The sequence below is a fragment of the Bacteroides thetaiotaomicron VPI-5482 genome (assembly GCF_000011065.1).
GTDB lineage: Bacteria > Bacteroidota > Bacteroidia > Bacteroidales > Bacteroidaceae > Bacteroides > Bacteroides thetaiotaomicron.
This window is the reverse complement of the sequence record NC_004663.1, coordinates 3,859,936-3,885,087: the sequence shown is the minus strand read 5'-3', so window position 1 is coordinate 3,885,087 and position 25,152 is coordinate 3,859,936. Positions and strand designations below refer to the sequence as shown.

Below are 25,152 nucleotides of genomic sequence, written 5' to 3'. Positions count from 1 at the left end.
TGGACGGTTTGCGCCCTGTTATATCTTTGCAGAGTCATTCAGACAAAACGGAATGGCAAACAGATAACCTTTATTTTTTTAACCATTTAAACTTTAACAATTATGGCTTTAGAGTATGTAGTAACAAAAAGAGTGTTCGGTTTTGACAAGGACAAAAACGAAAAGTATGTAGCAAAGTCGGTTCGTTCCGGCAGAGTAAGTTTTTCCAAGATGTGTGGCAAGGTGAGCCGTCTTTGTGGAGTTCACCGCAAGGTAGTGGATCTGGTCGTCAGCGGTCTTGTCGATATGATGGCGGAGGACATTGACGACGGAAAGAGCGTTCAGATGGGTGAGTTCGGCATCTTCAGCCCTACCATTCGCGCTAAGAGTGCGGATGACGAGAAGGAAGTATCATCTAAGTCAATCGTCCAAAGAAAGATCCTTTTCTATCCTGGAAAAATATTCAAGACCACGTTGGATGATATGAGTATTACCCGTCGTGCGGAGTTGGATACGGACTATACGGACGGAAGTAGTAACAATGGTAGCGGCAGTGAGAAACCTAATCCCGGTGGGGACGGAGGCAAAGATGACGAAGAAGCCCCGGACCCGACTGTATAAGTCTTTTGTACTTTCCTTTTAGATATTAGTCAGAGCGGGAAAGGCTTATTGAGAAGTAGTAAATGCACAGATGATCGGTTATACTCGATTTTCTGTGCATTTTTTCTTTATATAATGCCTTGGTGTGTCTATTGTTTCCTCCTTATCTGCTCCTAAACTTGCAAATTCGTTCCAATCGTTTCACAGAACCTTCCATGTTCTGTTTTTTGTTCTGCTAGTATGATTTAGTTTATATTATAACTTCTATATTTGTTCACAGAAACGAACAATTATGAAACACGGAATCTATACATGCGTTATTCTCATGGCATTTCTTGCTTTATCAGAAAGTGTGTATGCAGTGGTTCCGGTTTTCACGGTTGCGAGTGACACTATCAGGCGGGTGGTGATATATTTCGATCAGGAAGAAACAGATGTTGATTCCTGTTATAAAACTAATAATCAAGAAATTAATGTTTTAGATTCTTTGCTTGAGGAAAGAATAAATTCAAGATATATCACTGCGCTCAATGTGGTCACTTTTGTATCGCCTGACGGAGATTCGGTTTATAATGCCGCATTATCTGTCCGAAGAAACAATTCGATGAGAGAGTTCTTAAGGCAACGTTATCCGTATGTTGATGTCGAAAAGATTAAACTTACTTCTGAAGGAGAAGACTGGTCTGAACTTCGTAAGTTGGTGGCGTCGGATTCAGACTTGCCGGACCGGGAAGAAGTCTTGATGTTGATAGATTATCATCGGGATAACATCGTGAAGCGAAAAGAACTGTTGCAGAAGTTGAATCAGGGAATGGCTTACCGATATATTGTCCGCAACGTGTTACCTAAGTTGAGACGCGCTGAGATTACGGTTGTCCGCAAAGTTCCGGAAATGGAAAAGAATATTTTTGAACCGGTATCTTCTGTCTCCGGATTGTTTGTTTCAAAGCAGGAAGAGGCGCTTCCGAGCGATCAACCTGATAAGCCGGAGGGAGAAAGTAAAGAGAGTATGGCTTATGAGGTGGTAGTGTCGGAGGCAGAAGGGCCGGTTGAAAGTAAAACGGTGCTTGCAGTGAAGAATAATCTGTTGTACGACTTGGCGTTGGCGCCAAATCTGGAAGTAGAGATTCCGGTAGGCAAAAGGTGGTCTTTAAATGCTGAATACAAATGCCCGTGGTGGCTCAACAGTAAACACAATTTCTGTTATCAGCTTCTTTCGGGAGGAGTGGAAGGACGTTGCTGGTTGGGCAATCGTCAGAAGCGCAACCGGTTGACAGGGCATTTTGTTGGGCTTTATGCTGAAGGTGGAATTTACGATTTCCAGTGGAAGGGCGACGGTTATCGGGGCGATTATTACGGAGCTGCGGGAGTGACCTACGGGTATGCGAGGCAACTGGCTCGCCATCTGTCGCTCGAATTTAGCTTCGGCATCGGGTATCTGACAACAGAATATAAGAAATATACTCCTTACGAGGGGGATATCGTGTGGACAACTAGTGGACGTTATAACTTTATAGGTCCTACCAAGGCGAAAGTCTCTCTGGTATGGCTGATAAAAAGAGGGAGATAAGGACGTTATGCAAGATACAAGATACATACTTCTTGTGCTTCTGTCCTCGCTGCTGATGCTGACCGGATGTAGCCGTCGCGAACTATTGGATGATTATCCCGTAAGCGGGGTAGATATAAAGTTAGATTGGAACGGTGTTACCGATAAGTTGCCGGAAGGGGTTCGGGTGATTTTTTATCCGAAGAGTGCGGAAGGCAGAAAGATTGATACATACCTTTCAGTAAGAGGTGGAAAAGTAAAGGTGCCGCCGGGGCGTTACTCGGTAGTGGCTTACAACTACGACACTGAAACGGTGCAGATCAGAGGAGAGGAAGCCTATGAGACGATTGAAGCATTTACAGGCTATTGCAATGGTCTGGGAATAGCGGGAACGGAGAAAATGGTATGGGGACCTGATCCCTTATACGTAGTGCAGATCGATGATTTACATATAGCGAACAGTGAAGAAGAGCTTCTACTGGATTGGAAACCGAAATTAGTGGTAAAGACCTATTTTTTCAAGATCAAGGTGGAAGGACTGGAATATGTTTCTTCAATTGTAGGCAGTGTGGAAGGTATGGCGGGTTGTTACTGTTTGGGCAGATGTTGCGGGATGATGTGCGATGCTCCTATTTACTTTGAGGCGCAAGGGCGTTCGGGTGAAGTAACGGGTAGTTTTACTGCTTTTGGAATGCCGGAGGCCGCGATAAGCCGGGCAGGTGACAAGATAAAGCTGACACTGGCTTTTATTAAAGTAGATAAAACCGTGCAGAAAGCGGAGATTGATATAACGGAGGTGGTTACTAATTCTGAGAGTGGAGGTAGTGGAGGAGGAAATGTTGATGAACCTCCCACGGAAATAGAGTTGCCACTTGATGAAAAGGTTAAGGTTGAGAAGCCGACTACTAATCCGGATGGCGGAGGTGGTGGTATTGGTGGAGATGTTGGTGATTGGGGCGATGAGGATGAAGTGGTTCTGCCTGTTGAGTGAGATTAAACATAAACAAATATAACAATATTAACGAATTAAAAAATACAATTATGAAAAAGATTTTATTGGCTATTGCAGCAGTTGCAACAATTACAGGTTGTTCACAGAGTGAAGAGTTTGAGAATCCGGGACAAAAGGCGGAAATTAATTTTAGTACAGCAGTAACTAGAGCAACTGCACTTGATACAGAAGGTTTACAAAATGCTGGTTTCCAGGTTTATGCATATAATACAGGAACGACAGAAATGTCTACTACTGCGGTTCTTCCGTCTTCAGCATGGATAGCTAATAAGGCAACTTATGCTAGTACTTGGTCAGTAGCAGGAGGTCCGTATTACTGGCCATTAGATGAAAATTTACAGTTTTTTGCTTATTCTCCGTCAGATGGAGTTACATATACTGGTCCTGATGGTACTATTGCGGGATATCCTAAATTTACTTATAAAGTAGGGGATACGGCTGCCGATCAAAAAGACTTAGTTATTTCGTCCGTGTTGAATCAGACTAAGGAAACGGATAAAACAGCACCAGTTGTTTCGTTAAATTTTAAACATGCATTGACTCAAATTAATGTTCAGGTGATTAAAGGAAGTACAGATTATACCTACGAATTTGCAGCTGATAATGCTGTTACAATAAGTGGCATTAAAGGCGAAGGAACCTTTGCTTATACAGGAGCTGACACTGGCGATTGGACGCCAGAAGGCACTGAAGCGACGTATACATATACTTTAGGTGATTTTACTGACGGGACAAGTGCCATTGTTCCTGGTAATGCACTGATGTTGATACCACAAGATATTACTGATGCTAAAATAACGATTAGGTATAACACAAAGAAGGGCGATAGCTATATATTTAAAGGATCAAAAGAGATTCCTTTGAAGTCTACCACAGCATGGGCTTTTGGAACTAAAATTTTGTATAAGCTGACTTTACCGGTTGGTGGTGAAGAAGTAAAGATCGAAGCGACAGCTGCTAAATGGGATACTGAAAAGCCTGAAACTACCGAACCTAGCGTTTAATGTATTAATAGAATAATATTTCTCAGGTTATAGTCTTTTATACCAGTTTATGTAGTTTTGAATTTATAAGATCATTCTCGTTACGACATATTGCAACGAGAGTGATTTTATAAATTTCTTCCCTTTCTCATTGTCATATAAAAGATTTCATATACATTTGTTGGCCAACAGGAACAAATCAAACACCAACACAAATATATGTCATCTATCTGTCAAGGTACTTGGGATTGTCAGAACTGCCCGAAAGCCGTAGACAATGCTATTGCTCACATTATTCATCCAAGAGGCTATCACCAACCAGCCCGGAAATGTGAGGAAAACTTCATCCTTTTTTTGATAAGAGGTGAGGTATTGGTTAATAGTCAAGAATATGCAGGTACGATGCTGAGAGCAGGTGAATTTATTCTTCAGGCTATCGGTTCAAAATTTGAGATGCTTGCCATGACTGAGTGCGAATGTATTTATTATCGTTTCATTCAGCCGGAACTATTCTGTGACTTCCGTTTCAATCATATTATGAAGGAGGTGTCTTCACCATTAATCTATTCACCATTAAAGATAATCCCTGAATTGAAATATTTTTTGGATGGCTCTAAATCCTATTTGAGTGAAAGTAAAGTTTGTCGGGACTTGCTGTCGTTAAAGCGCAAGGAACTGGCATTTGTATTGGGGTACTATTATTCAGACTATGATTTGGCAAGCTTGGTACATCCACTCTCTAAATACACTTCCACTTTCCAGTACTTCATCCTTCAAAACTATAAGAAAGTAAAAACAGTGGAAGAACTTGCCCAACTTGGCGGCTATACTGTCAGTACCCTGCGGCGTATCTTCAATAATGTATTCCACGAACCGGTATACGAATGGATGCAGGCGCGACGTAAGGAAGGTATTTTGGACGAGTTGCTTAATACAAACAACAGTATCTCTGAAATATGCTATAAATATGGCTTTGAATCTCTGCCACACTTCTCCAATTTCTGTAAGAAATTCTTCGGTGCTTCTCCACGCATGCTAAGAACAAACAAAAAGACCATCTGATAATTTTTCAGAGAGAACGTCAAATAATCTTTTTTTCTTTGTGAGCATAGTGCATTTGTTGTATATTGCTGCTGTTTCCCTTAAAATCAGTCTAATACATCTTTATTATAGAGTCGGATCACTTCAAATAAAGCCATGACAAGGCGGATACGGAAATTAAACTTTTTATTTCAGTAAATTTAAATCTATTGCGACACGTACAATAACTAGGATATAAATCATAAATACTATGTAATGAGAACAAAACGAGCTTTTAAGGAATTTTGTGTATTGGGTGGTTTGGCATCTTCCGTTTGCGGGGTGGCTCAGGAACGCCCGAATATTATTGTCTTCCTTGTAGATGACATGGGACTTATGGATACGTCGGTTCCTTTTATCGCAGATGAGAGTGGTCAGCCGGTGCGTCATCCGCTGAATGACTGGTATCATACTCCGAATATGGAGAGACTGGCTAAACAGGGTATTTGTTTCTCTACTTTTTACGCACAGAGCGTGAGTTCCCCTTCCAGAGCTTCCATCATGACCGGACAGAATGCGACCAGGCATGGAGTCACTAACTGGATTAATGCTGAGAGCAACAACCGGAATCCTTTCGGACCGCCCCAATGGAACTGGAAAGGTCTCAGAAAAGATATGCCTACCATGCCGAGAGTCCTGCAACAAGCCGGATATAAAACCATTCATGTAGGAAAAGCACATTTCGGCTGTATGGGAAGCGAAGGAGAGAATCCGCTGAATATCGGCTTTGATGTAAATATCGCAGGTTCCGGCATTGGACATCCCGGCAGCTATTATGGCGAATGGGGATACGGGCATATCAAGGGACAGAAGATTAGAGCAGTTCCTGACCTGGAGAAATATCACGGTACAGATACCTTCCTGAGTGAAGCGCTGACTATAGAAGCGAATCGGGAGATCACCAAAGCCGTAGAAGAAAAACGACCTTTCTATCTGAATATGGCCCATTACGCAGTTCATTCACCTTTCCAGGCAGACAAACGTTTCTTGTCACGCTACACCGACCCGGATAAGAACGAGCAGGCAAGAGCTTTTGCTACATTGATAGAAGGCATGGATAAATCATTAGGCGACATCATGGACCAACTCGAAAAGCTGGGAATTGCCGAAAATACGCTGATTCTCTTTTTAGGAGATAACGGTGGTGATGCTCCATTGGGAGATGAACGTGGCTATGGTTCTTCCGCTCCGCTGAGAGGTAAAAAGGGGACGGAGTTTGAAGGTGGTATGCGTGTTCCTTTCATCGCAGCTTGGGCCAAGCCTGAGAAGAAGAGCAAAGTACAGAAGAACTTGCCTATTGAAGTAGGAAGTATGCAGACACAGTTGGGCACAATCATGGATATCTATCCGACTGTTCTGTCTGTGGCAGGATGCGAAGTTCCCCAAAACTACGTGATAGACGGATTCGATCTGAAAAAGCAACTGAGCGGTAAGGTGGACAAGAAGCGTCCCGAGTCTTTCCTGATGCACTTCCCTCACGCACACCGCGGCAGCTACTTCACCACCTATCGCATGGGCGACTGGAAACTGATTTATTATTATCTTCCCGAGACTCCGAAACAACCCAAAGCCTTGCTTTACAATCTGAAAGACGATCCGGAAGAAAGGAATGAGCTGTCTGCCGCACATCCGGATCAATGCAGAGAGATGATTCGGGAAATGTCCGCCCGGCTAGAAAAGGAAGGAGCTCTTTATCCGGTGGATAAACAAGGAAATGAGTTGAAGCCTTTTGTTTACTTTTAAATAGGTGCTACTATTTCAACTGTCTGTTTTGCCAAAGCATATCTATTAGGCAAAACAGACAGAATTATATATCATTTGTCAGATACAATTGCTATGACCGGATTGGCATCCTCATCCAATTGGCTCATCCAATGGGGAATATTCTCATTTTTATTGTCAGATTGTTTTTGAGAAGCATCAGGAATACTGGCAGCTTCCAGAATAAATCCATATTCTCCTTTATAACTGCACAATGCCGACAGGTCAACTTTCAGTTCCTGCTCTGAAGTGAGATCGTCAACAATGAATTGCTGGCACTTTGCAAACTTAGTTTGCTGTGTTTCTTTATTATACAAACCATTATAGACTTGTTTGTTTTTTACGTATTGAAAAAATACAGAATGTGTGTTTTCCAATACATAAGCTACGTAGATACTTTGCGGATTACTATACCATAAAGGATTGGCGGATGAATGATCTGTATCTGTATGAAAAACCATATATGGATATAGTTTCCTGTTTTTAATTGTGTATATCGTGTCTGTGAAGGTTTCTCTGAAACGTACTTCATTCTCGGACGACCATAGGCTGGGATTATAGAGAGGCAGCAGTAATTCTCCTTGCTCCTTATCTTTGATAATCATTACCCCTCTTCTTCCCAGATTTCCAAAGAAACCTGCTCCTCTTTTTATGATAGAAAGGCTGGATATATTATCCGGAGAAGGGATAGAGGGCGATTTTAATAAATTGGGAATTGAATCCAGCTTTTCTCCAAAGGAGTTGAGGAAAAGCAAAGAGTTGCTGGATTCCAATCCTATACTACTATTACAATGGGCAATAATGGTAGAGTCGGAAAACGCGAAAAAGTCGGGTGCGGCAGGTATATGTGGAATTTGAATTTTCCCGGTCATTTCTCCTTTCTGATTATATTTTAGCAACTGGTCCGGTGCGCGAAAGAAGTAAAAAAGACCTGCATCATCTATCCAGTAATTTGTCGAGCTATATCCACTTGGATCATCACCGATATGGCCTATACTGCATATATACTTCCCGGTCTGTTTGTGGAATAAGAAACATTGGTCTTTAGTAGCAATCACAATCTTGTCTTCCAGCAGCGCTATATGGGGATTGTTTCCTATCAGGCATACTTCGTTGGTTTCCAAAGGTACATAACGTACAGTATTTCCGAAGTCAGATAACTTTAGGCTTTGGGAATCAGTTGCATCCGTAAGATTTACAAATAATGTATCCCTGGCATTCTCCTGATTTGTGATGCATGAGGTTAGTAAGACTACTATCCATATCAGCAATAATTTATTCATCGTATTTAATTTATTTGATTGTCTGGCCTTATGTCACAAAGAAAAGAATAAAAAACGGATAATGAACAAGCTATCTATAAATAATTGGTCAGTAAAAAGAAATCCCCCGCCAGCTAACGCCGACGGGGGATTTATGCTATTAATCAAATCAAGCTCACGCTTAGTCTTTCAGTTTAGCGATGATGAAGTCGCGGTTCAGGCGGGCGATGTTGCTGATAGAGATGTTCTTCGGACATTCAGCCTCGCAAGCGCGGGTGTTGGTACAGTTACCGAATCCGAGTTCGTCCATCTTGGACAACATAGCTTTCGCACGGCGTAGAGCTTCCGGTTTACCTTGCGGAAGCAAGTTCAACTGGCTGACCTTTGCCGAAACGAACAACATGGCAGAACCATTCTTACAAGCAGCTACACAAGCACCGCAACCGATACAAGAAGCGGCATCCATAGCTTCGTCAGCGATGGGCTTCGGGATCAGGATAGCGTTGGCATCCTGCGGAGCACCTGTACGAACGCTTACGTAACCACCGGCCTGCATGATCTTGTCATAAGCAGTACGGTCTACCATCAAGTCCTTGATGACAGGGAAACCGGCCGAACGCCAAGGCTCAACAGTGATGGTGTCACCATCGTTGAAACGACGCATGTAAATCTGGCAAGTAGTAGCACCTGTTGCAGGACCGTGCGGATGTCCGTTGATGTAAAGAGAACACATACCGCAGATACCTTCGCGGCAGTCGTGGTCGAATACAACCGGTTCTTTTCTTTCGCTGATCAGCTGTTCGTTCAGAATATCCAGCATTTCGAGGAAGGAAGTATCACCGGGGATATCTTTCATTTGGTAGGTTTCAAAAGCGCCTTTAGCCTTCGGGCCTGCTTGACGCCATACCTTCAGTGTAAATGATATATTTTTATCCATTTTCGTCTAATTCTTTTAAATGTTTAACTTCACCGATTAGCTCTTGTAGTTACGGGTCTGAACCTTGATAGCTTCGTATACCAGCGGTTCTTTGATCAATACAGGAGCCTTTTCATCGTCACCCTGATATTCCCAGCAAGCTACGTAGAAGAAGTTTTCGTCATCACGTTTTGCTTCTCCTTCTTCAGTCTGGTATTCTTCACGGAAGTGACCACCACAACTTTCGTTACGGTTCAATGCGTCGTAAGCAACGAGCTCGCCCATAGTGATGAAGTCATACAGACGGATAGCCTTGTCGAGCTCAACGTTCATACCTTCCTTAGAACCGGGGATAAACAGATTGGTTTCGAATTCCTTGCGGACTGCTTTCAGTTCGGCGATACCTTTCTTCAGGCCTTCTGCCGTACGTCCCATACCTACGTATTCCCACATGATGTGACCCAGTTTCTTGTGGATAGAATCAACTGATTCTTTACCCTGGATGCTCATGAACTTGTCGATCTTAGCCTGAACTGCCTTTTCTGCTTCGGCAAATTCCGGAAGGTCGGTAGAGAAACGAGGAACAGTAATCTGATCTGCCAGATAGTTCTGGATAGTGTAAGGCAATACGAAGTAACCGTCGGCCAGACCTTGCATCAATGCGGAAGCACCGAGGCGGTTTGCACCGTGGTCGGAGAAGTTACATTCACCGATAGCGAACAGACCCTTGATGGTAGTCTGCAGTTCGTAGTCTACCCAGATACCACCCATTGTGTAGTGGATAGCCGGATAAATCATCATCGGATTATAATATTTCACACCACTGATTTCTTTTGCCAGTTCGCCCGGATTAACGTCAGTGATTTCTTCATACATGTCGAAGAGGTTACCATAACGCTGAAGCACTACATCGATGCCCAGGCGGTTGATAGCTTCAGAGAAATCGAGGAATACGGCCAGACCTGTGTTGTTCACACCGAAACCTGCGTCGCAACGTTCTTTAGCTGCACGGCTGGCAACGTCACGCGGAACCAGGTTACCGAATGCCGGATAACGGCGTTCCAGGTAGTAGTCGCGGTCTTCTTCAGGAATATCGCTTCCCTTGATTTCGCCTTTCTGCAATTTGATAGCGTCTTCTTTCTTCTTCGGAACCCAGATACGACCGTCGTTACGCAGAGATTCGGACATCAGAGTCAGTTTGGACTGCTTGTCACCGTGTACCGGGATACAAGTCGGGTGAATCTGAACGTATGCGGGGTTAGCGAATACAGCACCCTTGCGGTAGCAAGAGATAGCAGCTGTACAGTTACAACCCATAGCGTTGGTAGACAGGAAGTAAGCGTTACCGTAACCACCGGTAGCGATTACTACGGCGTGAGCAGCGAAACGTTCCAGTTCGCCGGTGATTAAGTTCTTGGCAATGATACCGCGAGCACGTCCGTCGATGATTACAACGTCCTGCATTTCATAACGGGTGAACAACTTCACCGTACCTACGTTTACCTGACGGCTTAGTGCGGAGTAAGCACCCAGCAACAGCTGCTGACCGGTCTGGCCTTTAGCGTAGAACGTACGTGATACCTGTGCACCACCGAAAGAACGGTTGTCCAGTGTACCGCCGTATTCGCGTGCAAAAGGAACACCCTGGGCTACGCATTGGTCGATGATAGCGTTGGATACTTCGGCCAGACGGTAAACGTTGGCTTCACGTGCACGATAGTCACCACCTTTTACTGTATCGTAAAACAGACGGTAAACGGAGTCACCATCATTCTGATAATTCTTTGCAGCATTGATACCACCCTGTGCAGCGATAGAGTGTGCACGGCGCGGAGAGTCCTGAATACAGAAGTTGAATACTCTGAAACCCATTTCACCGAGGGATGCAGCAGCAGAAGCACCTGCCAGACCCGTACCCACAACGATGATATCCAAACGGCGTTTATTAGCGGGGTTCACCAATTTCTGGTGAGCTTTATAGTTGGTCCATTTCTCAGCCACCGGGCCTTCTGGAATTTTTGAATCTATCTTGATCATAATATTATTTACAATTTAATCATTTACAATTTACTATTTAGCAAGCACCGCCACAAAGGAGTGATTTCACGAAGAATACCACTACTACGAGTGCGAAACCGAGTACTACAATCGTAGAATAGATGTTAGAAATACATTTCCAACGATTGATCCATACCTTGTTGTTCCATCCCAGTGATTGCATGGAGCTCCAGAAACCGTGAGTCAGGTGGAACCACAGAGCAAACAGCCAAATGAGGTAGAGCACTACATAAACCGGACAAGAGAATGTCTGCTGGATGTGATATGCACCGTTTGCCGCATAAGCCAGCGTCAGTGTATCAGCGTGCATGTCCAGGTTGTGCATCAGTTCCGGCAACTGCATTTTTGCCCAGAAGTTGAAGAGGTGCAAACCGAGGCCTACGATAACGATAATGCCTAACACCAACATGTTTTGAGAAGCCCACTCTACAGTTTTCGGTTTGTCGACTACTGCATAGCGTTCGCTACCGCGCGCTGTGCGATTCTGCATTGTCAGCCAGAACGCGTAGATGATGTGAATAATGAAAAGAGCAGCCAGTGCTGCGGTAGCTACCAGCGCATACCAGTTTGCTCCCAAAAACTCACAAATCATGTTGTAACCATCAGCCGAGATGATTGCAACTAAGTTCATCGCCATGTGAAATGTTAGAAACAGGACAAGGGCGATACCGGTAACGCTCATCACCACTTTCCTTCCTACAGATGAATTACTTAACCACATAAATGATTGAATTTAAATTATTTAATTGTTAGAACTAAAATTTCGACGTTTTACACCTCTTACAGACTGCAAAAATAGGGGAAATAGATTGATTGACCAAAGAATTAAAGAAATAATTCCTTAATCGGTGATCTTTCCGATTTTTTCGCCATTGGCCGCTTTCTTGCGCAAGGCGCGCGGGGTGTCTCCGAAGGAGTCTTTGCAGAAGTGTGCAAGGTGGGACAGCGAGTCGAAACCATACCGGTTGCAAATCTCTGTAATCCGCATATTAGAGTGCTGTAGGTCTTCGAGGATGCCTTCCCGTTTTTTCTCCAGCATCCATTCGTAGACGGGCACGCCGTATAAGTTTCGGAAGAGACGGCGGAAGGTGGTGGTGTTATAGCCTCCCAGATGTGCGAATTCTTCGACGTTCTTCGCTTTGCTGTAATTCTGCATGACAAAGTATTGGAAACTTTCCGTATAGGTGCTGATCGGGTAGAAGAAAGCCCTCAACTGGGGCAGGGGATAGTAATTGGTGATCATATACACCATCTCCTGACATTTCAGGTCGATATATTTGCCGCAGGCGGGTGTCGATTCGTCAAGGTATGCGGCTACGTCGTTGATGAGATAGAACAGGCGCGGGTTCATCACCATTGGGGTGTAGGTCAGCGGGCCTTCTGCCTGGTCGATGATTTCACGGTAGCGGTTTTCGCATAGCAACGGCAGTTCGTTGAACCAGAAAAGGATGTATGATACGTCCGTCAGTGCCAGTATCTCGTATTTTGAGCCGATGGCTTGCAGGATAAACTGTTTCTCGTGTAGTGTCGTTCCGGGATGTTCGTCACTGTTGATCAGCAATTCGCCCTCGATCATAAAGAGCATGCAGTTTTGCGTGCACTTATCCTTCGGAATATGCTGCCCTCTGAGCAGATTTCTGTGAATAAGAGTACTTTCCATCGCTTTGGGGCATCCTGAGCAATCTGTATGTTGAGCACAAAGTGAGTCTTTTGACATGGGTTTTATCCGTGAATCGTTGTCTACAGGGACAAAGATAGTCGTTTTTTGTGAAAATAAAATTCTTTCTTCCATTATGTTTTAGCAGAAACGGGGATATGATTGTCTTTATTGGTTTTGTTTGCACAACTTTGAAGTTTCACGGACTCCTGAATGGCGTTCTTTAATACATTTTTATCTGCCATCTGCAGCATTTTCTTCATCCCTTTACATGATATATTCAGAACAAGTAGTTTCATCATTAGTTCCACCTGTTGAAACCAAGTGTTTCAAGGCATGAAACAAACTGTTTCAAGTAATGAAACTTCTTGGAACAACTGTCGATTTCGTTCATATGACAGCTCGATTCAACTCACTTGACCGCATAAGTTGCTCTGATTGACCTGTCCGTTCGAAAGGTATTATTTCATTTTTCAGTCAATAATGGATGACTTCTCAGCTGTTAATACCTGATTTCTCAATTATTAATAGCTGACATGACAATCGTTAATAGCTGACGCGTCAGATGTTAATACCCAGTAAATCAAAGTATAATGTAGGATAAACGACCTATATGCCGTGGTGGCAGAGTGAGAGCAAACCTTTGCTCTCACTCTGCCACCATACTTGCTGTAATGCTTGAAATGCCGATGAATAAAGGGATACACGCGAATAATGAGAGCGTTAGGGCAAAACTGCTATCTTTTTCACTTGTAGCAGCTGCCTAAGTTCAAGTTATAAATGCGACAGTTCAGTTTCCGTACCAGTCACTTACTTATTATAGTATTTTTCAAGCAGTTTCTGCATTTCCGGATATTTCTCGTCCGTATCTCCGGTTTCTTTGCGAAGTCTCAATAAGTCTTTCTTCATCTGTTTGATGACAGGTGCATATTTCGGATCGTTGTATGCATTATGATTCTCGTGCGGATCATTCTGTAAGTCATAGAAGTCCCATGACGGAGTAAAGTCAAAGTTCTCCGTATCAGTCATGTCTAGATTTCGGGCATAATAGAAGATCAGCTTGTAACGGTCTGACCGGATGGCGAAGTGCGCGGGACGAATAGCATGATTGGTCCAGTAGCGATAGTAGATTTCTTTTCGCCAGTCGGTCGGCGTGTTGCCTTCCAGGTTGCTGACGAAGCTGTCTCCTTGCACATTCTCCATCTTTACTCCGGCAAATTCTGCCAGCGTCGGTGCGAAATCGACATTCAGTATCAGATCGTCCAGACGTTTTCCTGCGGGTACCTTCTTCGGATAACGGATAACGAAAGGCATACGAGCCGATTCTTCATAAAACATCCGTTTGTCGAAGAAGCCGTGTTCGCCTAGGAAATAGCCTTGGTCGGAGACGTAGATGACGATGGTATTGTCGGCGATATTCATTTCGTCCAGAGCGTTTAGGAGTTTGCCGATGTTGTCGTCGACGGTAGCGCCGCAACGGAGGTAGTCACGGATAAACTTTTGGTAGGAAGCACGTCTGGCGGCCGTCCGTTGCATCCCTTCGGTGCTGAACGGCAGTCCGGGGTAGCGACACCACCACTTGTCGGGGTCCTGTGATGCGATGCGCCAGCGGCGTTCCAGCTCTTCCAGTGTCTGTCCTTTGAAAGAACGGCCGTTGGTTTCCGGTCCCCAGTCCAGCAGGTTTTCGGGTTCGGGGAAGGTGACGCCGTCGTAGAGATGCTCCATGCGTATCGGGTAGTCGTAGGGTTCGTGCGTTGCTTTGAAATGGCAGCACATCAGGAAGGGTTGGTTGCCGTCCTGCTCTTTCATCCATCGGATGGCTTTCTCGGTGACGAGGTCGGTGGAGAAGCCGAGCACCCGTTCGCCGAACTGGTGGTTGCCGGGCCACGGGTCGGTGCTCTCTATGAAAGTCGGGTCACGGTATTCGCCTTGATCGTAGAAGATGGAGTAGTAGTCGAATCCTTGCGGTTGCGACTGGATATGCCATTTGCCGACGAGTCCGGTGTGGTATCCGTTGGCTTGTAGCAGGGTGGCAAGGGTGGGGATGGAGGTGTCCAGTGAGTCCGCAAGGGTGTACAGTCTGTTCCGGTGACTGTATAGACCGGTGAGGATACTGGCACGGCTGGGTGCTGAGATAGAGTTGGTGCAGAAACAGTTGTCGAGCACTACCCCTTCTTTTGCCAGCCGGCGGATGTTGGCGTTGTGGGCATATTCTGCCAGTACTCCGCCATAGATGCCCCAGGCTTGGGAGGTGTGGTCGTCACTCAGGATAAAAAGGATGTTGGGGCGTTGTCCGGCAGGTTGAGCGCCTTGCAGGTGCGTCATGGTTCCGGCTGCCAGCAGACCGGTAAGTACGAGTTTATTCATATACGTATAGATGTTGCATTTCTTCAAAAGTCAGTCTAAGTTAGACGGTTGCTTTCATGTAGATAAATGATCATATGAACTGATTTTATGCCTAAAGATAGTGATTGTTATTCACTTTGTATTATAATCCGGAAAACTTTTGCGATTTAATGTAATTGATTCCGGTAAAACACTTAATTCCCTTTTTAAAAGGATGTTTTTGTTTTACATCTCTCAATAAGAAACTTTATGTTGATTTTTGGAAGTATTATAGTGATTTTTGAACATTTGTTTTCTTTGCCTGTACCTACTTTTGCGATCAAAACCCATTAATTATCAATTATTATGCTACTACCAAGAAAAATTGTATTTTTCCTTCTCTTGTTTGTCGGATTATCGTTGTATGCGCAACAAAACTGCTTCATTAGTTCGTATGTACGGGGTAATTTCTACAATCGCGGACGTATTTCTGCCGAGAGTTTAAGGGCGAGTGATGATTTGATTTTTCTGAACGTCCGTCCCAATAAAGACGGGTCGCTTTCGTTTGAGAATCCCCGTATCTTTGAGAATGGGAAAGGAGTGACTAGTTGGGAGGAATTGATAAAGTCTGTCCGTGCGGATGTGAAAGGAACAAAGACAAAACTTCGTCTGGGCGCTGCCAGTGGCGAGTGGAAAGCGATGGTTGCAGATGAGGCGGCCCGTGTTGCATTTGCCAAAAACATAAAGAAGATACTGGAAAAGAATAAGCTCGATGGCATCGATCTGGATTTTGAATGGGCGGAGACTGAAAAAGAGTATGAAGATTACAGTCTGGCTATTCTGAAGATGAGAGAGGTATTGGGAGATAAATATGTGTTCAGCGTATCCCTGCATCCTGTGTGTTATAAGATTAGTAAAGAGGCGATTGCTGCGGTCGATTTCATTTCTTATCAGTGTTACGGTCCTTCGCCGGTTCGCTTCCCGATGGAGAAATACTGTTCGGATATACAGATGGCGTTGGCTTATGGCATTCCAAAGGAAAAGCTGGTGGCAGGCGTTCCTTTCTATGGCGTGACAAAAGATGGCTCAAAGAAGACTGAGGCTTACTTCAGTTTTGTGCAGGACGGGCTGATTACGGGGCCGGCACAAAACGAAGTAACCTATAAAGGAGACGTGTATGTCTTTGACGGGCAAAATAATATCCGTGCCAAGACACGTTATGCGATGGACCAGCAGCTCAAAGGAATGATGAGCTGGGACTTGGCTACGGATATGCCGCTGAATGACAGCAGATCGTTGTTTAAGACGATGGTGGAGGAGTTGGGGAGGTGAACTGCTTCAGATAATCTGAAGGAGAGACACCAAACTCATCCTTAAAACATTGACGGAAGTAGCCTGTACTGTTCATTCCTATTTTATAGGCTATTTCCGAGATATTATATTTTCCTTCGAGGAGTAACCGTTCCGCATTCTGCATTTTTACTTTCCGGATGTACTCGTTCGTAGAAAGTCCGGTCAGTGCTTTCATTTTCCGGTAGAGCGTAGAACCGCTCATACACATCTTGTCGGACAGATAAGTGATGTCGATCTTTTCCGAAGAAAGGTTATCCTCAACCAGTTGCGTGATTTTCTCAATGAATTCGTTATCCAGTTTGCTGAGCGCCTCGGTGATTATGGAACGCTTTTCATCCAAATGAGAATTGGGGTTATGATTCGTTCCGGTCTGCTGGAATTGAGCAATCAGTTTCTTTCTCGAATCAAGCAGATTGTTGATGCGGCTTCGCAGCAGTGAAGCACTGAAAGGCTTGGTCAGATAAGAATCCGCTCCCACTTCGTATCCTTCTTCTTTATCCTGCAATGAATCTTTGGCCGTTAGCAGGATGACAGGGATGTGGCTGGTACGCACATCCTCTTTTAGTTGACGGCATAGCGTGATGCCATCCATTACCGGCATCATGATATCGCTTACTATAATATCGGGAATACGGTTGAGAGCCTGCTGTTTCCCTTCCTCACCGTTGCTGCCTGTGATTACTTCGAAAGAGTCGGAGAAAGATTCGGCGATGTATTTCTGTATATCTTCATTGTCTTCTACAATCAGCAGGATAGGTTTGCTCGTTTCCGGTTCCGTATTTTGAGAATCTTCCGGAACAGCTTCTGATATCATTTCCTCCTCTGTTTGCTTCGTAGAGTCTCCATGCAAAGCGTTGGGGTAGATATTGTCTGTTAATAAGCTGATATAGAAAGTACTTCCTTCGTTCTGTATGCTTTCCACCCGGATTTCGCCTTCGTGCAGTTCTACAAGATTTCGGACTAAAGCCAGTCCGATACCTGTGCCGGATGCCTGATGCTTGCCGCTTTCCTGATAGTAACGGTCGAAAACATGAGGCAAGGCTTCCGCAGAGATTCCGTATCCCGTATCACTGACTTTAATCTCCGTATAAGTGACCCCGTTTCGTGTGGTGGGATACAAGCTCAAGGTTATTTTTCCCTGTTCCGTATATTTGATGGCATTGGAAATCAGATTATCAAGGATAATGGTGATGATTTCTTTGTCAAAGAACAGAGGCATCTCTTCTTTTTCTATTTGAATCTGAAAGTCAATCGCTTTCTTTTGGTTGAGTTCTTTGTATTTGAGTCCGATTTCATGAATCAGGGGCACAATGTTGCCTTTACAAACACATAGCTTTTTGTTCTGCGTTTCCGTTTTCCGGAACTCAAGAATCTGATTGATCAGGTTGAGCAGCCGGAGGGCACTCAGGTGGATGACAGAAAGTTTCTGCGCCTGTCTGGTCGGCAGTGACGTGTCTTTCTGCATATCTTCCAGCGGACCGAGGATCAGGGTCAGTGGTGTGCGCAGCTCATGAGTGATGTTAGTATAGAATCGCAGGCGTTCCTGATTCAATTCTTGTTCTTGTTCGTGGTTTTTCTTTTCCAGGGTATAGAGACTTTCGAGGTCTATTTTCTTCTTATAGGCATGGATAATAGTATAAATAATGCTGATAGTGATCAGAATATAAATAAGTTTTGCCCACCATGTCAGCCAGAGAGGAGGGTTGATATGTATCCTGAGAGAGGTCGTGTCCTCCGACCAGTCCTGATTGTGCAGGCGGGCTTTTACCAGAAACTCATACTTGCCGGGAGGAATATTACGGAAGGTGACGCTGTTTTGCTCGTTGATCGTATACCATGAGTTTTCAAGTCCTTTCAGCATATAGGCATATTCCACCTGGTTGGCCAGTGAATAGTCCTGTACGTTGAAAGTAAGATTAAAACTATTTTGTTCATGAGTCAATTCTATCTCTCCTTCGGAGATGGGAATAGCGGTTTCGTTCTTCTCCCGACTTGTGAGTCGTCCGGGAATTCTCACTTTAGTGATAACCACAGGAGGAATCTGCGGACTGTTTATGGCAATATCGGGGTTGAAGAAACACAATCCGTTGATAGAGCCGAAATAGATGAGCCCGTTATGGTCTTTGGTAACGCATCCGCTGATGAAACTTCCTTGTGGGATGTTGTTGGAGTGATCGTAGGTATAGAAACATTTTTTAGAGGTGATATAGCAACTGATACCGGTATTGGTACTTGCCCAGATGTTGCCGTTCTTATCTTCACTGATAGCTCTTATGTGTGTATTGGGCAGTCCTTCTTTTCTTTGAAAAACCTGATAGTCAAAATTACGGGCTGAAGGAAAACATACCAGTCCCTCACCGGTGGCAAGCCACATCTGGCCTTTGCTGCTTCGGTATATCTGATTAATCGTATTGGAACAAAAACCTTCGTATTGGTTGAACTTCCTGACCAGTTGCATATCCGGCGTATATATCCCGACTCCTCCTCCGAAAGTTCCTATCCAGAAACGTCCTTCACTGTCTTGGGCAATGCTGCGTACAAAGTTTTCCAGCAACTGGCTGTTGGAGGTGTCATAATGATGAATCACCTTCTTGCTGGCAAGGTCTATAACGAACACCCCTGCGTGAGTCCCTATCCATATCTTTTTATTCTTGTCTTCATAGAAGACGCGTACGTCGAGAAGCTCATTCTTTTCCAGTTCGATGATCTGAAACTTCTTCAGTCTTGTATTGTAATAGCTGATGTTGCCCAGATAGGTGCCGAACCATAGGTTGCCTTCCGAGTCTTTCAGCGAACAAAGCACTGAGTTGGACAGGAGTTCTCTGTTTTCTTTATTGTAAATGGCCACCCGTTTTCCGTTTTCGAATACGTTAATACCTCCTCCGTCAGTTCCTATCCACAATTTTCCTTGTCCGTCATCGCAGACGCTGCTAACGACTTTGTTGCTCAGCGAACTTTCATTCATTTGGGTGGGTGAATAGCTCCATGTATGGAATGTGGGAGGAGCATTGCTGATAAAATTGATTCCTCCTCCCCAAGTCCCTATCCAGATATTATTAAAAGAGTCTTGAAAGATATACCGTGCGCTGGCGTTGGACAAACTGTAGTTATTGTCCCCTTCGCGGATAAACTCAAAGCGTATTTGTTCGGGCAGCAGAAACTGATTTTGCTGTAAGTCCAGTATCATGATTCCGTTCAGTTCTGTTGCAATCCAGAGTTTGTTGTCTTTGAGTTGTTTGATGGAGAAGATATAGCTTGACAATGCTCCGTGAATATTCCCCGGGTTGTTATGAAAGTTGGTAAATGTTTCTGTATTGGCATTGAACAGGGCTAGTCCTTTGCTGGTTCCGATCCATATATTTCCGTTGGTATCTTTATAGATACAACGCACATCGTTCCCCGGAAGGCTGTTCGGGTTTTGAGGATCATGGACGAAGTGCTTCACGGATTTGTCATTCAGGGAGAGGATGCTCAACCCGCCTTCTACGTGTCCGATGTATAGTTTGCCATCCTCAGCCTCCGTGGCTGTCCAGGTCTGCTCAGAGGGAAGGGCGGGTACTGTGCTTTTGTTATAATGAGTGAATTTCCCGGTAGCGATGTCCAGATACTCTATACCTCTGTAATAAGTACATACCCATAACCCTTTGCCGGCTTGTACGGATGAGGTAATGTGAGTGACATCGTTCGTTATCAGACTTTGCGGGTCTTCCGGATTATATTGGTAGACGCTGAAACTTTGTGTCTCGTAATTATAAGCGTTGAGTCCTGCCCGCTGGGTGGCTATCCAGATAACAGGCTGCACGGGATCGGTGTACACTTCATTGAGTTCGTTGCCGGTAATGCTTTGAACAGAAGAAGATTGCTCCTCTTTATAGTAGGTGATAAAGCGGGTTCCGTCAAACTTATTCAGCCCTTCTTCGGTGGCGAACCACAGAAATCCCTGCTTGTCCTGCGTGATACTCAATACATAATTGTTGGATAAGCCTTGTTCTATTCCCAATCTTTGGATGAGGTAAGGGTGGGCTGCCACAAATGTGGCGGATAGCAGGAGGAAGAAAGCCGCAATGTATGTTTTCATCGTTTCAGATATTATGTATTCCTTGATATTCACTCTCAAAAGTACAAATAAATCTTGTATTTAGTATAGACAAATGATTCATTGCATGATTTTCTACCCTTTCTGCATGATTTTTACAGCGAATAAAATAAAACAACTGTAATTTTGCAATCAATCAAATAACCGAATCTAATACTTGCAGAAAATGGAATCTGATTCTTTACACGAACATGATAAAAGCTGGAAGGCATTTTTTATTACCACTCTGTTCATCTTGTGTACAGCGAACGTTTATGCGCAGTCATCCGATACAATCTTTTCCCGATATTTCCGTTATGCGCAGAACTTCGCAGATGCGTACCCTCGCGAGAAAGTGAGTCTTCATTTGGATAATGCAAGTTATTACCTTGGTGATACGATTTGGTTCAAAGCGTATGTAGTGACGGCTGAACAAAACTTACCGACGACGATCAGCAAACCTTTGTATGTAGAATTACTGGACCAGTTGGGAAATGTCGTAGAGCGGCAAATTATTCAGCTTACGGATGGGGAGGGAACGGGACAAATCATTTTGAACAATACCTTCTTTACCGGTTATTATGAAATGCGTGCCTATACAAAGTGGATGCTTGCTTTTGATAACCCTTCCTGTTTTTCCCGTGTATTACCCGTCTATCGGAAACGGCTGAGCGATGAAGAGACTCCTCGGAGTATAGCTACCTATCGTATGGACGCTTCGATGAAACAGAGGCCGAAGGATAAAGAGAAGAAGTTTACAGTCCGCTTTTTTCCGGAGGGTGGACAACTGGTTAAAGGCATATCTTCGATTGTAGCTTTTGAAGCCACCAGCCGTGACAAAGGAGCTGCTGATGTAGAGGGAACAGTGGTTTTGCCGAGTGGTGAAGAACTGGCGCATATCCGTTCATTGCATGACGGGATGGGTTACTTTGAGTATAAGCCCGAAGAAAAGGCGGGTGTGGCAAAAATTGATTATGAAGGCTCCACTTATCAGTTTGACCTTCCGGAAGCTCTTCCACAAGGATATGTACTCCGAATCGATAACCGGCGGGAAATGTTGGATATCACTGTAGCCCGCAGTTCACAGGCAATGAAAGACACACTGGCTGTTTTTGTATCTTCTCAGGGGCGACCTTACAAATGTATGACACTGGACTTTGAAGATGAATTGAACTGCCAATTCCGGATTTCGACTAAAGAACTACCGCCCGGAGTGCAACAGATATCTCTGGTCAATCTGAAAGGGGAAACGTTATGCGAGCGTTTTTGTTATGTGATGCCGCGTTCTTCCATGCTCCTTGCCTGTAAAACGGATCACGCCCTGTATCGTCCTTTTGAGCCGGTGACTTGCCGGATTAAAGTGAGAGATCATCTGAATCGTCCGGTACAGGCCAATCTTTCTGTATCTATCCGCAACGGTGTAGAGTCTGATTTTCGGGAATACGATCATTCCATTTATACGGATTTGTTGCTTGTCTCCGATCTGAAAGGCTATATTCATCAACCCGGTTTTTATTTTGAGAACCAGTCTGCCGAACGTTTCAAAATGTTGGATGTCCTTCTGTTGGTACGTGGCTGGCGGAAGTATGACCTTTCCCGACTGATAGGTAAACGTCCTTTCTTGCCTCGGTATCTTCCGGAGACCTCGCTGACCCTGTATGGACAGGTCGAATCTTATTTCGGTAAGGCGTTACGGAATGTCGGGGTGAGTATTCTTGCGCGCAGGGATTCGGTCTCTATTGCAGGTATGACAAAAACGGATTCATTGGGGTATTTTAGTGCGCCGGTAGATGGTTTTAGCGGTTCTATGGATGCTCTCATACAGACACGGAACGAGGGAAAGAAGTGGAACAAGCAGGCAGTCGTGAAGTTGTTCCGTAATTTTGAGCCTTCCTTACGGAAGCTTGATTATTATGAGCTGAATCCGGAATGGAAAGAGGCGGGTGATTTGAAACAGTTGTTGGACACCTTGGATATTGCTTATAAAGATTCTGTATTCGGACCGGATCATCATTTGCTGGATGAAGTGGTGGTGAACGCCAAGCGTCTGAACTTGTTATTGAAGCAAACTGAACGCTTTGAAAAAGAGATTCTGGGTTATTATAATATAACGCAGGTGGTAGATAAAATGCGTGATAAAGGAGAAGCGGTGTACAATCTGCCTATGCTGTTGAAGGAATTAAATCCTAATTTCAGATTGAGTGATTCGCTGAGCCTGCACTATAATAACTCAAGAGTTTTATTTATAGTCAACGGCGGGGTTTTATCTTATGGTAAAACGGATTATGTGTTGGACAAAGATGTGGATGCTATTAAATCTATCATGCTTTATTATGATCAGGCAGGGGGGGAATCTGTTTTTGTGATGAACAAGCAGAGTAATAGAGTGACGAAATTTACAGCAAATAATTTTTGGAGTGGTCGCTGGCAGGATGGAGATTTGAGTGATTTGTCTTTGCAGGATGCTATAGGTGCGGATTCCGGACCAGATGCACTTTGGGGTGAGAAAGATAGAAAGACTATGAAGAAAGGTCCGTTGCAGAAATCGTCAGTAGTAGTTTGCTCCATCACTACGATTGATGACTGGGACCCGAACAAAACTTATAAAGCCCGGCGCGGGATTCGTCATACCTATATACAAGGATATAATGAGCCCTTGGAATTTTATTCACCAGCTTATCCTGATGGTGCTCCTCTCTATACGGAAGATTCTCGCCGCACACTATACTGGAATCCGAATGTGAAAACGAATAAAAAGGGTGAAGTAGTCATTCAATGCTATAACTCCGATAATTCGGCACCGTTAATAATAAATGTAGAGACATTGTATAAAGGTAGTCCGTCATCATTGAATATCTACTCTATAGATTATTAAACTCGATCTATATTATTCATATTCATATAAAGTCCTGTTAAAGAGGAAGAAAGGAGTTGTGTTTCTTGCAGCCAACGTGTGTAAATCGTTTATGAATGATTCTCTACGTTTTTTGAATGATTTTTATAATGTAAAATCTACACTCATTCGTATCTTTGCTGTAGATAACAACGAAATAAACTAATATTATGAAAATGAAAACTAATATAATCTTTAAAAAACTAAAGTCATTCGTCAATCGATGTCTTTTTCCTGATTATATGTGCTGTTTTATCTTCCTGCGTTTATAACGCTGATATGCCAATAAAGAATTTTTAGTGAACCAATAATTTAATATGTAAAAAGAAAAACGTTATGAAAAGACTATTTCTTCCCTTATTAGGGTTTTTGTCGTTGGTGCTGATGTGCTGTAATGACAACAAGGAATCAGGTACGGATTCCTATGACCCGAACAAACCTGTCACTATTGACTATTTTACGCCGGACACCGGTCGGGTAGCAGAGAAAGTGATTATTATAGGTAATAACTTTGGAAATGACAAATCTGCGGTAACCGTATTATTTACTGATAATATGGAAAAGGAGAACAAGGCTGCCGTAGTGGGAGTAGATAATACTACGATTTATTGTATGGCACCACGTCAGGCAGAAGGTTTCAATAAGATTACGGTTAAGGTGAATGATCAGACTGTGGTGGCTGATGAGACTTTTAAGTATTCTGTTTCTGAGAATGTATCTACTATTGCCGGTGATTTTGTACAAGCTGATGGTGCCGGTAAAGATGGAAGTCTGGCTGAGGCAACTTTTGGGCAGATGTTTGGTGTAGCTTGCATTGATGAACAGTCGGGTATTGTAGGTCAGGCATGGAATAATAATAGTGTGCGTTATATTTCTATAGACGAAGATGCTGTAATTACTATCCAAAGCGGTCCTGTGGTTGGGAAAGTGGCGGTATCTAATGATAAAACATTGGCTTATGGTGCTACTATTAATGGTGCTAATACCGTTTATGTTTATAAGAAATCGCAGGCATGGGTTCCTTCTCGACTAAGTGATATCAGTTCAGGTACCGATGTTTGGGCTGTGGCTTTGAATGGTGATAATCAATGGTTGTATTATGTAACGGCTAATGGTCGTTTGGGACGTATTGAAGTAGATAATCCGACTCATAATGAGATTTTGTTTGAACATAATGATTTTAGTGGTGGTCCTTTTGCTTACATTGCTTATAGTGCTTTTGAAGATTGTTTCTATGTAACTACTGATAAAAATAAGATTCTGAAAGTTTGGGTAAAAGAAGATGGTACACATGCTTACGAGCAGATTAACCAGAATAATACAGGAACTACAGACGGTTTTTTGGCTGATGAAGCAAAATTCCAGTATTTACGTGGTCTTACAATAGATGAAGATGGTAATATTTTCGTTTGTCAGGGGGATAATAGTCACGTAATACGTAAAATCGCTTATGATGAGAATATGGAGAAAAGATATGTAACTACTGTATTGGGTACATCCACTGTACATGGAACCGATGATGGTTCACCTGATATTGCTTTATTTAATGGACCTCAAGATATTAGCTATGACGGGAATGGTGGTTACTGGATTGCTATGCGCTACGAGCCGGCATTAAGAAAGTATTCAATAGAATAAACACATTAATC

General features: G+C 43.7%; 17 protein-coding genes. 9 read left to right on the top strand and 8 right to left on the bottom strand.

The genetic code is table 11. From position 1 onward, the window contains the following. Positions 1-102: 102 nt before the first annotated feature. From BT_RS15530 to BT_RS15505, 6 genes are all read left to right on the top strand, one after another. On the top strand, positions 103-600 hold the full coding sequence (locus BT_RS15530) for an HU family DNA-binding protein (protein ID WP_011108611.1): 498 nt from the start codon (positions 103-105) through the stop codon (positions 598-600). 271 nt (positions 601-871) lie between these two features. Then, complete coding sequence (locus BT_RS15525) at positions 872-2,149, top strand: DUF3575 domain-containing protein (protein WP_011108610.1); 1,278 nt, start codon at positions 872-874, stop codon at positions 2,147-2,149. Between the two features lie 7 nt (positions 2,150-2,156). Further along, a complete protein-coding gene (locus BT_RS15520; RefSeq protein WP_008767330.1) occupies positions 2,157-3,119 on the top strand; it encodes a DUF5119 domain-containing protein in 963 nt (320 codons plus the stop codon). A 50-nt stretch (positions 3,120-3,169) separates the two neighbouring features. Further along, the gene (locus BT_RS15515) at positions 3,170-4,144 is read left to right on the top strand and encodes a fimbrillin family protein (RefSeq protein ID WP_008767329.1); all 975 of its coding nucleotides are present in this window, start codon (positions 3,170-3,172) and stop codon (positions 4,142-4,144) included. Positions 4,145-4,342: 198 nt separating this feature from the next. Next, positions 4,343-5,185, top strand: a complete 843-nt coding sequence (locus BT_RS15510; protein ID WP_011108608.1) for a helix-turn-helix domain-containing protein — start codon at positions 4,343-4,345, stop codon at positions 5,183-5,185. Between the two features lie 234 nt (positions 5,186-5,419). After that, complete coding sequence (locus BT_RS15505) at positions 5,420-6,946, top strand: sulfatase (RefSeq protein ID WP_008767327.1); 1,527 nt, start codon at positions 5,420-5,422, stop codon at positions 6,944-6,946. A gap of 71 nt (positions 6,947-7,017) precedes the next feature. Here BT_RS15505 and BT_RS15500 read toward each other — a convergent pair whose 3' ends face one another. The 7 genes from BT_RS15500 to BT_RS15470 form a co-directional block, all read right to left on the bottom strand. After that, positions 7,018-8,247 carry a DUF4934 domain-containing protein gene (locus BT_RS15500; RefSeq protein WP_008767326.1) on the bottom strand — a complete coding sequence of 410 codons (1,230 nt, stop codon included), beginning with the start codon at positions 8,245-8,247 and terminating at the stop codon, positions 7,018-7,020. A 160-nt stretch (positions 8,248-8,407) separates the two neighbouring features. Then, complete coding sequence (locus tag BT_RS15495) at positions 8,408-9,163, bottom strand: succinate dehydrogenase/fumarate reductase iron-sulfur subunit (protein WP_008761731.1); 756 nt, start codon at positions 9,161-9,163, stop codon at positions 8,408-8,410. A 36-nt stretch (positions 9,164-9,199) separates the two neighbouring features. After that, positions 9,200-11,179 carry a fumarate reductase/succinate dehydrogenase flavoprotein subunit gene (locus BT_RS15490; RefSeq protein WP_008761732.1) on the bottom strand — a complete coding sequence of 660 codons (1,980 nt, stop codon included), beginning with the start codon at positions 11,177-11,179 and terminating at the stop codon, positions 9,200-9,202. A 37-nt stretch (positions 11,180-11,216) separates the two neighbouring features. Beyond that, complete coding sequence (locus BT_RS15485) at positions 11,217-11,921, bottom strand: succinate dehydrogenase/fumarate reductase cytochrome b subunit (RefSeq protein WP_008761733.1); 705 nt, start codon at positions 11,919-11,921, stop codon at positions 11,217-11,219. A gap of 120 nt (positions 11,922-12,041) precedes the next feature. Continuing rightward, positions 12,042-12,917 carry a helix-turn-helix transcriptional regulator gene (locus BT_RS15480; protein WP_032814147.1) on the bottom strand — a complete coding sequence of 292 codons (876 nt, stop codon included), beginning with the start codon at positions 12,915-12,917 and terminating at the stop codon, positions 12,042-12,044. A gap of 74 nt (positions 12,918-12,991) precedes the next feature. Beyond that, a complete protein-coding gene (locus BT_RS15475) occupies positions 12,992-13,159 on the bottom strand; it encodes a hypothetical protein (RefSeq protein ID WP_158257885.1) in 168 nt (55 codons plus the stop codon). 508 nt (positions 13,160-13,667) lie between these two features. Then, on the bottom strand, positions 13,668-15,224 hold the full coding sequence (locus BT_RS15470; RefSeq protein WP_008767323.1) for a sulfatase family protein: 1,557 nt from the start codon (positions 15,222-15,224) through the stop codon (positions 13,668-13,670). A 324-nt stretch (positions 15,225-15,548) separates the two neighbouring features. Here BT_RS15470 and BT_RS15465 point away from each other — a divergent pair, with 324 nt between their 5' ends. After that, positions 15,549-16,514: a glycoside hydrolase family 18 protein gene (locus BT_RS15465; protein ID WP_008767322.1), complete on the top strand. Its 966-nt coding sequence runs from the start codon at positions 15,549-15,551 to the stop codon at positions 16,512-16,514. Here the strand turns inward: BT_RS15465 and BT_RS15460 are convergent. Next, positions 16,483-20,613: a hybrid sensor histidine kinase/response regulator transcription factor gene (locus BT_RS15460; protein WP_011108607.1), complete on the bottom strand. Its 4,131-nt coding sequence runs from the start codon at positions 20,611-20,613 to the stop codon at positions 16,483-16,485. The genes BT_RS15465 and BT_RS15460 overlap by 32 nt on opposite strands. Before the next feature lie 184 nt (positions 20,614-20,797). Here BT_RS15460 and BT_RS15455 point away from each other — a divergent pair, with 184 nt between their 5' ends. Both BT_RS15455 and BT_RS15450 read left to right on the top strand, forming a co-directional pair. Then, entirely contained in the window at positions 20,798-23,485 is a 2,688-nt protein-coding gene (locus tag BT_RS15455) for a hypothetical protein (RefSeq protein WP_011108606.1), read from the top strand. A 354-nt stretch (positions 23,486-23,839) separates the two neighbouring features. Continuing rightward, a complete protein-coding gene (locus tag BT_RS15450) occupies positions 23,840-25,141 on the top strand; it encodes an IPT/TIG domain-containing protein (RefSeq protein WP_008767319.1) in 1,302 nt (433 codons plus the stop codon). Positions 25,142-25,152 lie beyond the last annotated feature (11 nt).

Excerpts from the sequence above, each read along its gene's own strand:
- BT_RS15455 (WP_011108606.1), top strand. The coding sequence starts at position 20,798 with ATGGAATCTGATTCTTTACACGAACATGATAAAAGCTGGAAGGCATTT.
- BT_RS15510 (WP_011108608.1), top strand. The coding sequence starts at position 4,343 with ATGTCATCTATCTGTCAAGGTACTTGGGATTGTCAGAACTGCCCGAAA.
- BT_RS15465 (WP_008767322.1), top strand. The coding sequence starts at position 15,549 with ATGCTACTACCAAGAAAAATTGTATTTTTCCTTCTCTTGTTTGTCGGA.
- BT_RS15525 (WP_011108610.1), top strand. The coding sequence starts at position 872 with ATGAAACACGGAATCTATACATGCGTTATTCTCATGGCATTTCTTGCT.
- BT_RS15505 (WP_008767327.1), top strand. The coding sequence starts at position 5,420 with ATGAGAACAAAACGAGCTTTTAAGGAATTTTGTGTATTGGGTGGTTTG.
- BT_RS15475 (WP_158257885.1), bottom strand. The coding sequence starts at position 13,159 with ATGATGAAACTACTTGTTCTGAATATATCATGTAAAGGGATGAAGAAA.
- BT_RS15450 (WP_008767319.1), top strand. The coding sequence starts at position 23,840 with ATGAAAAGACTATTTCTTCCCTTATTAGGGTTTTTGTCGTTGGTGCTG.
- BT_RS15500 (WP_008767326.1), bottom strand. The coding sequence starts at position 8,247 with ATGAATAAATTATTGCTGATATGGATAGTAGTCTTACTAACCTCATGC.
- BT_RS15490 (WP_008761732.1), bottom strand. The coding sequence starts at position 11,179 with ATGATCAAGATAGATTCAAAAATTCCAGAAGGCCCGGTGGCTGAGAAA.
- BT_RS15495 (WP_008761731.1), bottom strand. The coding sequence starts at position 9,163 with ATGGATAAAAATATATCATTTACACTGAAGGTATGGCGTCAAGCAGGC.
- BT_RS15520 (WP_008767330.1), top strand. The coding sequence starts at position 2,157 with ATGCAAGATACAAGATACATACTTCTTGTGCTTCTGTCCTCGCTGCTG.
- BT_RS15470 (WP_008767323.1), bottom strand. The coding sequence starts at position 15,224 with ATGAATAAACTCGTACTTACCGGTCTGCTGGCAGCCGGAACCATGACG.
- BT_RS15460 (WP_011108607.1), bottom strand. The coding sequence starts at position 20,613 with ATGAAAACATACATTGCGGCTTTCTTCCTCCTGCTATCCGCCACATTT.
- BT_RS15515 (WP_008767329.1), top strand. The coding sequence starts at position 3,170 with ATGAAAAAGATTTTATTGGCTATTGCAGCAGTTGCAACAATTACAGGT.
- BT_RS15485 (WP_008761733.1), bottom strand. The coding sequence starts at position 11,921 with ATGTGGTTAAGTAATTCATCTGTAGGAAGGAAAGTGGTGATGAGCGTT.
- BT_RS15480 (WP_032814147.1), bottom strand. The coding sequence starts at position 12,917 with ATGTCAAAAGACTCACTTTGTGCTCAACATACAGATTGCTCAGGATGC.
- BT_RS15530 (WP_011108611.1), top strand. The coding sequence starts at position 103 with ATGGCTTTAGAGTATGTAGTAACAAAAAGAGTGTTCGGTTTTGACAAG.